This is a genomic window from Streptomyces sp. NPDC033165 (genome assembly GCF_055577965.1).
The window spans coordinates 735009-743275 of the sequence record NZ_JBVIPK010000003.1 but is presented as its reverse complement, the minus strand read 5'-3'; the positions used below and the strand labels follow the sequence as shown (position 1 = coordinate 743275).

At 72.1% G+C, this 8267-nt stretch carries 7 protein-coding genes; 2 read left to right on the top strand and 5 right to left on the bottom strand.

Translation table 11 applies throughout. The features are described from left to right. Positions 1 to 155 precede the first annotated feature (155 nt). A complete protein-coding gene (locus ACZ5WC_RS11260) occupies positions 156 to 563 on the bottom strand; it encodes a hypothetical protein (RefSeq protein WP_468540521.1) in 408 nt (135 codons plus the stop codon). Between the two features lie 132 nt (positions 564 to 695). Between ACZ5WC_RS11260 and ACZ5WC_RS11255 the strand changes: the two genes are divergently transcribed. Then, complete coding sequence (locus ACZ5WC_RS11255; RefSeq protein WP_468540520.1) at positions 696 to 1631, top strand: hypothetical protein; 936 nt, start codon at positions 696 to 698, stop codon at positions 1629 to 1631. A 78-nt stretch (positions 1632 to 1709) separates the two neighbouring features. Here ACZ5WC_RS11255 and ACZ5WC_RS11250 read toward each other — a convergent pair whose 3' ends face one another. Beyond that, the gene (locus tag ACZ5WC_RS11250) at positions 1710 to 2111 is read right to left on the bottom strand and encodes an RNA-binding S4 domain-containing protein (RefSeq protein ID WP_468540519.1); all 402 of its coding nucleotides are present in this window, start codon (positions 2109 to 2111) and stop codon (positions 1710 to 1712) included. A gap of 114 nt (positions 2112 to 2225) precedes the next feature. Further along, complete coding sequence (locus ACZ5WC_RS11245; protein ID WP_468540518.1) at positions 2226 to 4301, bottom strand: PhoX family protein; 2076 nt, start codon at positions 4299 to 4301, stop codon at positions 2226 to 2228. Between the two features lie 314 nt (positions 4302 to 4615). Between ACZ5WC_RS11245 and ACZ5WC_RS11240 the strand changes: the two genes are divergently transcribed. Continuing rightward, positions 4616 to 6178, top strand: coding sequence for a VWA domain-containing protein (locus tag ACZ5WC_RS11240; protein ID WP_468540517.1), 1563 nt, complete (start codon positions 4616 to 4618; stop codon positions 6176 to 6178). Here ACZ5WC_RS11240 and ACZ5WC_RS11235 read toward each other — a convergent pair. Together ACZ5WC_RS11235 and ACZ5WC_RS11230 are read right to left on the bottom strand one after the other, a co-directional pair. Further along, positions 6112 to 7410 carry a sensor histidine kinase gene (locus ACZ5WC_RS11235; RefSeq protein ID WP_468540516.1) on the bottom strand — a complete coding sequence of 433 codons (1299 nt, stop codon included), beginning with the start codon at positions 7408 to 7410 and terminating at the stop codon, positions 6112 to 6114. The genes ACZ5WC_RS11240 and ACZ5WC_RS11235 overlap by 67 nt on opposite strands. Beyond that, positions 7407 to 8099 (bottom strand): response regulator transcription factor, encoded by a 693-nt coding sequence (locus ACZ5WC_RS11230; RefSeq protein ID WP_468540559.1) that lies wholly within the window; start codon positions 8097 to 8099, stop codon positions 7407 to 7409. The genes ACZ5WC_RS11235 and ACZ5WC_RS11230 overlap by 4 nt, the downstream gene beginning before the upstream one ends. Between the last annotated feature and the right edge of the window lie 168 nt (positions 8100 to 8267).

Sequence of the window (8267 nt, the reverse complement as noted above, 5' to 3'; positions counted from 1 at the left end):
CCCCCCCCCCCCCCCCCCCCCCCCCCCCCCCCCCCCCCCCCCCCCCCCCCCCCCCCCCCCCCCCCCCCCCCCCCCCCCCCCCCCCCCCCCCCGCGCCCGTGCTCGGAGAAGCCCTGCGCAACGGACCCCGGCCCCGTAACCCCGACTCTCCGACCTCAGCTCTCGCGGGTGTAGAAGATGTAGAAGGCGGTGCAGAAGACGCCCGCGCCGACCACCAGCCCCAGCCCGGCCGACCGCAGCACACTGGTATCGGTGAGGCTCACCAGGAAGCCGACCGCGCACGCGGTCAGCGCACCGTAGGCAACCGCCCGCAGCTCGCGCGGCAGCGACTGCTGGATCTGGCCCAGCGCGAAGCAGAGGGCCGCCAGAGCGGCGCCCGAGACGAGACCGAGCAGGACCTGTCCGCCGGTGCTGGGGCCTCCGTCGCGGCGGATGAAGGCCGCGTAGAAGCCGTAGATCACGCCGAGCACCAGGGGCAGCGCCCAGGCGAGCGGAGTGTGGTGGCGGGCCCGTGCGTGGGCCCGGGGGCCTCTTCGATTGGGCACGGCTGCGTGTGTGGCCATCGCGGACAGCTCCTTCCGTCACCCCCGTCGCTCGCCCCCCATTCCTCCAGAGCACACCCGCCAGCGCCGCCCGGCAACTCGAATGGCGTACGGCCCGGAGCGGGCCGGCTCCGTACGGGATTCCCTGGTGAAGTGCGGACCTCTCCCTCAGCGAGCTCAGCGGCCTCGGCGTCTTCCAAGTCGTCCGAGGCCTCGGCGTCCAAGGCCGCCTTCTCCGCGGTCCTGCTCGTGCTGCTCGCCGTCCTGGTGCCGTTGAGCGCGCTCTCTGCCTGGGTCGACCTGGAGATCGACAACACCGACCGGTACGTCGCAGCCGTCTCGCCGCTCTCCTCCGACCCTGCGGTGCAGTCCACCGTCTCGGACGTGATCACCGACGAGGCGATGCGCCAGATCGACCTCGGGCCGCTCCAGGACACGGTCCGGGAGTTCCTGCACGAGACCGTGCAGTCCTTCACGACCACCGAGGCCTTCGGGAACGCCTGGGACACCGCGAACCGGGCCGCCCACAAGGCGGTGACCAACGCCCTGGACGGCGACGGCGGCCAGCCCGTGAGAATCGATCTGGCGCCGGTGATCGATCAGGTCAAACAGGATCTCGTGCGTGACGGGGTGCCGTTCGCGGATCGGATTCCGGTTCAGCGGACGGAGATCACCGTGCTCGGCCCCGACCAGGCCGACGACCTCAGAGGCTCCTTCCGCTGGCTGCGGTATTGCAGCATCTGGCCCGCCGTCGCCACCCTGGTGCTCCTCGTCCTGGTGGTGGGCATCACGACGGTACGACACGGGCTGCGAGCCGGACTGTGGGCCACCGCAATGGTGGGCGCCGGTTTCATGCTCGGCGCGATCGTGCTCCGGGTCCTGGTCGCGGTCGGCCGGAGCCGGGTGCTGGACGAGGTGCCGGGCCGGGACCGGGACGCGGCCGCCGCGGTCGTCGACGCCCTGACGGCCTCGCTGCGGACCACGGTCTGGGTGGTCCTGGTGGTCGGTGCAGTTCTGCTCGTGGGGGCGGTGCTCGCCCGGGCACTCCTGCGGCCCGGAAAACCCCGGGTCGGCGGTGTACGGGGCTGAGCGGGAGAGGACGGCCACCCCTGCTTCGCTGTTTCACGTGAAACAGCGAAGCAGGACGGAGAGCCGGTGCCGGCGCCCTCAGTGCTCCGGCGGGCGTCCCTGAAGCCGCTCCATCTCTCGACGGTCGCGCTTCGTCGGACGGCCAGCGCCCCGATCCCGCACGGGGACCTGCATCGCGAGCTCACACGGCGGCGGGGGCGGGCTGTTGTCGATGAAACACTCCACGGCCACCGGCGGTCCGACCCGCTTCTTGACGATCTTCGAGACGACGACCACCCGGTCCCGCCCCGCGTGCCGGAGCCGCACCTCGTCGCCGACGCGTACGGCCTGGGCGGGCTTGGCCCGCTCGCCGCCGACCTTCACATGCCCCGCCCGGCAGGCGGCGGCCGCCTGGGCACGGGTCTTCGTCAGCCGGACCGACCAGATCCACACATCGACCCGGACGCTTCCTGCCGCCTGCGGTGCGTCACCGGAAACCATGGGTCCGACTTTAGTGGTGGCCGGGCGTGAGGCGGGAGAAATATCCGGCCTCACGCCCGGCCTGCGGACTTCACACCCGCCCTACGGATCTCACGCCCGTTCCGCGGCGGGGGCTCACACGCCGATGTCGCGCCCGTCCTTGCGCCAGACGGCGACGACGGAAGGACGGACGATCTTCCCCGGTCCGTCGGGCCAGACACTCGCCGGATTCTCCACGGAGGCCCCGTCGACCTCGCCCGGGTGCTGGACCGCGACCAGGACACGGCGGTCCTGGATGACCGGGCCGCAGGTCTCCGCGCCGGTCGGAACCGTCAGGAACTGCTTCAGCTCGCCACGCCGGTCGCCCTGCGTCGCCACACCGAACAGCCCGTCGTGCGAGCCGAGCTTGTTGCCGTCCGTGGAGATCCACAGGTTGCCGTGGGCGTCGAACGCCACGTTGTCCGGGCAGGAGATGGGGCTGACGTTCTCCTTGGGGAAGCCCGCGTAGTACGTCGACGGATCGTCCGGGTCGCCCGCCACGAGGAACAGCCGCCAGGCGAAGCCGTCGCCCGCCGGGTCGTCCCAGTTCTCCGCGAGCTCCAGGACTTGCCCGTGCTTGTTGCCGTTGCGCGGGTTCGCCTCGTCCACGCCGGGCTTGCCCTCCTTGCCGCGGTCCGAGTTGTTGGTGAGCGCCACATAGACCCGGCCGGTGCGCGGCGAGGGCTCGACGTCCTCGGGGCGGTCCATCTTCGTCGCGCCGACCTTGTCACCGGCCAGCCGCGTGTAGACGTACACCTCCTCGGCGGTCATGCCGGGGACGTGCGAGGTGGTGCCGGTGGCCAGCGGTATCCAGACGCCACTGCCGTCGAATTCGCCGTCCGCGGGCAGCTTTCCGGTGCCGTCGATCTCGGTGACCGGCGAGTCGCCGGTCAACTTGGCGACGTACAGCGTGCCCTCGTCCAGCAGCGTCAGGTTGTGCTCGCGGGCGGCACGCGAGTTCCCCTTCTTCATCCGCTTACTGGAGACGAACTTGTAGAGGTAGTCGAACTTCTCGTCGTCACCCATGTAGACGACCGGACGCCCGTCGGAGGTGAGCCGGGGCTCGGCGGCCTCGTGCTTGAACCGGCCCAGCGCGGTGCGCTTGCGCGGGGTGGAGTCCGGGTCGTACGGGTCGAGTTCGACGACCCAGCCGAAGCGGTTGGCCTCGTTGGGCTCCTTCGACAGGTCGAACCGCTCGTCGAACCGCTCCCACTGGCGCCCGGAGGCGCTCGTGCGGATCCCGTACCGCTTGTGCATGTCGGTGCTGCCGTTGGCGAAGTACTGGTTGAAGTTCTCCTCACCGTGCAGCGTGGTGCCCCACGGGGTGGTGCCGCCCGCACAGTTGTTGAGGGTGCCGAGCACCTTGCGGCCGGTGGGGTCGGCGGAGGTACGCAGCAGGGCACTGCCCGCGGCCGGGCCCGTCATACGGAATTCGCTCGTCGCGGTCAGGCGGCGGTTCAGCGGGTGCCTGCTGACCGGACTCAGCCTGCCGGTGCGGTATTCCTCCTGGACGACGACCACGGAGAGTCCGTGCGCCGCCCAGGCGATCTCCACCTGTTCGCGGGTCGGGTTGGCCGAATCGTATCCGCGGAACATGAGGAGCTCGTCCGTGTACTCATGGTTCGCGACCATCACCTGCCGACCGCGCTCGCCGCGGAGCGGGAGCAGGGAGAGGAAGTCGTTGTTGTAACCGAACTGGCCCGCCTGCGCCTTCGCCGTCTGGTTCTCCGGGTCGAAGGCGGGCGCTCCGCGCAGGATCGGCTCGCCCCAGCGGATCACCACGTTCTGGGCGTACCCGGCGGGGATCGTGACCTTGTCGTCCCTGTTGGGCGCGACCGGCGAGAACCGCAGGCCACGTGCCCCGGACCGGCCCGGTTTGTGGGGCGGCCACGGTTTGTGACCATGCCCGTGCCCGGCGAGTGCGGCGGCCTCGGCCTGCGGGGCGCTCGGGCCGGTCAGGGCGGCGGCCCCGGCGGCGGTGGCGACGGTGACCACGGCGGCGGCGCGCATCATCGAGCGGCGCGACACGGCACCGGCGATGATGTCGCCGGCGTATTCGTTGTCGCTGTTGTTGGGTGTCTCCTGGAAACAGGCGTCCCCGCAGCGGAAGCGGCAGGTCAGCGCGGAACGCCCGCCCGGGTGCGAGCCGATGAGCGGCAGCAGATTGCGCACGTGGATTCCCTCCGTCTGGTGTCGTGCGTGACGGTAGGTGCGTCTCAACGCGGTCCGAGGGACTCTCGGTGAACGGCGAGTGAAGTCCGGGCCACCGCTGTTCCCTTGGCGACCAGTGCTGTTCCCTTGGGGGCCGACGGTGGACACGCCCGTGGACACGGTCCGGGAACGGATTCGGCTCGGTTGACACAGGGGTGGGCCGCACCGGCGAACGGCCGGATCCGGCCGCTAACCTTACGTATCCGTCCTGGCCAGGGATGAATTCCCCCAGGTCGGACATTCACCGCACCCAACTCATGCGAAAGGCCTCGCCCATGGGCATTCGGAGCTTGCTGCGCAAGGTGTTCGGCCGCACGGAGCAGGACGAGCCGACCACGGCCACCGTCCCGCCCCAGGCCGAACGCACCCAGCCCAAGGAGGCGGAGCAGGAGATCACTTCGGCGGCCGAGTCCGCGACGGAATCGGCGGAACCGGCCGAACCGAAGGCGTCCATTCCGGCCCCGGCCTCGCCCTCGTCCCCCGCCGCGTCCCCCTCTTCGACCCCTTCGGCCTCTTCGGCTTCTTCGGACGCGTCCGCCGCGGCCCCGGCATCCTCCGCCACCGATTCCGTGGAGCGCGACGAGTCGCGCGCCGCCGACCTGGTGGCGGAAGCCTTCGACAAAGCGGCCACCAGGGCCAAGCCCACGCCGACCGTCCCCGCACAGGGATCGGCCCCCGAGGCGGACCTGACGGAGACCGCTCCCGCTGCTGCGGAGGAGCCCGTCGAGGCACCCAAGGCGGAGAAGGCCCCTCAGGCGGAGAAGGCCCCCGAGGAGGTGAAGGAGCCGGTGGAGCCGACCGAGCCCGCGGCCCCGGGCACGACCGAGGAGCCGGAGGCGATCACGATCGACCTCGACCTCGACGAGCGCCCGGAGCCCGCTCCGAAGCCGGAAGCCAAGGCCGAGCCGGACGTCAAGCAGGTAGCCGAGGCCGAGCCCGAAGCGGCCACCGCGACGGCTCCCGAAGCCCCGCAGACCGCTCCCGAAGCAACGACGGCGCCGGAAGAGGCCCCGGAGCAGGCCGCGGAGAAGGCCCCGGAGTCAGCCCCTCAGGCCTCCCCCGCTCCCAAGACCCCGGAAGCATCGGCAACCGCCCCGACCGCCGCGGAGACCGACGCCGCCCCTGAGGCCGCCGTTCCCGCCCCCGGCAAGCCCGCCACCTCCCTCGCCCGGGTCAAGTCGCGGGCACCCCAGCTCGTCGCCCCGTACAAGGCGGCGCAGACGGCGCTCAAGGCGCACGGGCTGACCGGGCTGCGTGCCCGGGTCTACCTGGTGCTCGACCGCTCCGGCTCGATGCGGCCGTTCTACAAGGACGGCAGCGCCCAGCATCTGGGCGACCGGGCGCTCGCGCTCGCCGCGCACCTGGACGAGGACGCCACCGTGCCCGTCGTCTTCTTCTCGACCGACATCGACGGCACCGGGACGATCGAGCTGTCCGGCCACGAGGGCCGCGTCGACGAGCTGCACGCCGGGCTCGGCCGACTGGGCCGTACGCACTACCACCGCGCGATCGAGGAGGTCGTCGCCCACCACGAGAAGTCGGAGGCCACCGGTCCGGCACTCGTGATCTTCCAGACGGACGGTCCGCCGGACGCCAAGCAGGCCGCCCGTCAGGCGCTCGCGGAGGCGGCTCGGCTGCCGCTGTTCTTCCAGTTCGTCGCCTTCGGCGAGCAGGACGCGAAGGGCTTCGACTTCCTGCGGAAGCTGGACGTCCCGAACGCGGGCTTCTTCCACGCGGGCCCGGCCCCGCGCGAGATCGCGGACACCGAGCTCTACCGGGAGATCCTCGCCGGACTGCCTGCCTGGACCGCCGCCCGTGAGGAGGGCTCCGGGGCCTGACCCCGCTCGACCGGCAGCCGTACGGTCACGGCGAGACCGCCGCCCTCCGGGCCCGGTACCGCCGTGACCGTACCGCCGTGGGCCACTGCGATGGACCGCACGATCGACAGCCCGAGGCCCGCCCCGGGGCCCATCCGGTCCCGGCCCTCGCCCCGCCGGAACGGCTCGAAGAACCCGGCGATGTCGGCCTCGCAGACCACCGGCCCGCTGTTGCTCACCAGCAGCGCCCCGTCCTCGGTCAGCGAGACCTCCACCGAGCCGCCCGGCACGTTGTACGTGACCGCGTTGGCCAGGAGGTTCGCCACCAGCTGGGCGAGCAGCAGCCGGTTGCCGCGGACCCGGCAGGACGCGATCGCGACACGCAGCGCGGGGCCCCCGCCGCCCGGCTCCCGCTCCACCGGGCTCTCGCCGCTCCGATCCCGTACCGCCCGGTGCCGGGCCGTCTCCTCCCGCACCACATGGTCGAAGCGGACCTCCTCGTGCTCGTCGGAGGCCAGGCCACGTTCGCTGCGGGCCAGCACGAGCAGTCCCTCGATGAGGCGCTCGCTGCGCCGGTTGGTGTCCAGCAGGGTCTGCCGGGTGCGTACGAGGTCCTCGGGTGACGGGTCGTCCAGACCGATCTGGATCGCCGCGCGCTGGGTGGCCAGGGGGGTGCGCAGCTCGTGCGAGGCGTTCGCGATGAACCTGCGCTGGCTGTCGAACGCCTTCTCCAGGCGGGCCAGCAACGCGTCCAGCGTCTCGCCCAGCTCCTTCAGCTCGTCGTCGGGCCCGCTGGACGCGATCCGCTCGTGCAGGGTCCGCTCGGAGAGCCGGCGGGCCTTCGCGGTCATCGCGTGGACGGGCCGCAGCACCCGGCCCGCTGTCCACCAGCCCACGCCGACCGCACCCGCCGTCATCACCAGCAGCGCGGCGAACGACCAGTACATGAGCTGCTTGCCCGCGGCGTCGCTGACGTGGCCGGTGAGTTCGTAGACGGTGGGCCCGCCCGCCGGGCTGCGGGCGATGAGCGGTCCGTTCACCGTGTACCCGGGCGGGAGGTCGACGGCGGAGGAGGCGATGGCCCGCGCCTCGGTCTCCGTACCGGCCCGGGAGGCCAGATTGACGGTGGCCAGCAGCGCGGTGCCGAGCACCAGGAAGACACCGCCGTACACGAGGGCGATGCGGGTCCTGATCGTCGAGCGCGGCAGCTTCGAGGCGTCGACCAGCCGCCGTGCCACGGTCGGCCGCTTCACAGGGCGTACCCGACGCCCTGCACCGTGCGGATCAGCGCGGGCTCGCCGAGCTTGGCCCGGAGCTTGCTCATGCAGACGCGCACGGCCCTGGGATGGGGGCTCCCCTGCTCGAACGGCAGTGGAGCGCTCGGGGAAGGACCGGCGTTGGCGTCCCAGGCCCGCTCCAGCAGCTCTTCCGCGCTGACCGTCCCGCCGTCGGCCTCCAGCAGCAGTTGCAGCACGGTGAACTCCTTGGGCGAGAGGTCCAGATCCCGGCCGTCGCGGAACGCGGAGCGCCGTACGGTGTCGAGCCGGATGCCGTGCCGCTCCAGCTGGGGCGGTACGGGGCGGGCGCTGCGGCGCCGCAGGGCGCGTACCCGGGAGACCAGCTCGGGGAACTCGAACGGCTTGGTGACGTAGTCGTCGGCGCCGAGATCGAGCCCGGCGACCCGGTCCTCCATGGCGCCGGAGGCGGTGAGCATCAGGATCCGGGTGCGCGATCCGGAGGCGACCAGGCGGCGCGCGACGTCGTCGCCGTGCACCCGGGGGAGGTCGCGGTCGAGCACGACGACGTCGTAGTCGTGCAGCCCGAGGTAGGCGAGGGCCGCGTCGCCGCTGTAGACCGTGTCGACCGCGAAGCCGGCCCGGCGCAGCCCGGTGGCGACCAGCTCCGCCAGGATCTCCTCGTCCTCGGCGACCAGTACCCGCATGATGACGTCCCCTGTCTCGTGCACGCTCGTCCGCTCCCTCCCAGGATGCGTCCTTCCTGGGGGAAGCATTGCGGGAAGGGATGTTTCGCAAAGCTCTCCACAGGCCCGCCGCCGGAGGGCGCCCCCTCCGCCCGCGCGCAGGCCGTCATCAACGATGTGAGTGGATCT

Excerpts from the sequence above, each read along its gene's own strand:
- ACZ5WC_RS11240 (WP_468540517.1), top strand. The coding sequence starts at position 4,616 with ATGGGCATTCGGAGCTTGCTGCGCAAGGTGTTCGGCCGCACGGAGCAG.
- ACZ5WC_RS11250 (WP_468540519.1), bottom strand. The coding sequence starts at position 2,111 with ATGGTTTCCGGTGACGCACCGCAGGCGGCAGGAAGCGTCCGGGTCGAT.
- ACZ5WC_RS11260 (WP_468540521.1), bottom strand. The coding sequence starts at position 563 with ATGGCCACACACGCAGCCGTGCCCAATCGAAGAGGCCCCCGGGCCCAC.
- ACZ5WC_RS11230 (WP_468540559.1), bottom strand. The coding sequence starts at position 8,099 with ATGCGGGTACTGGTCGCCGAGGACGAGGAGATCCTGGCGGAGCTGGTC.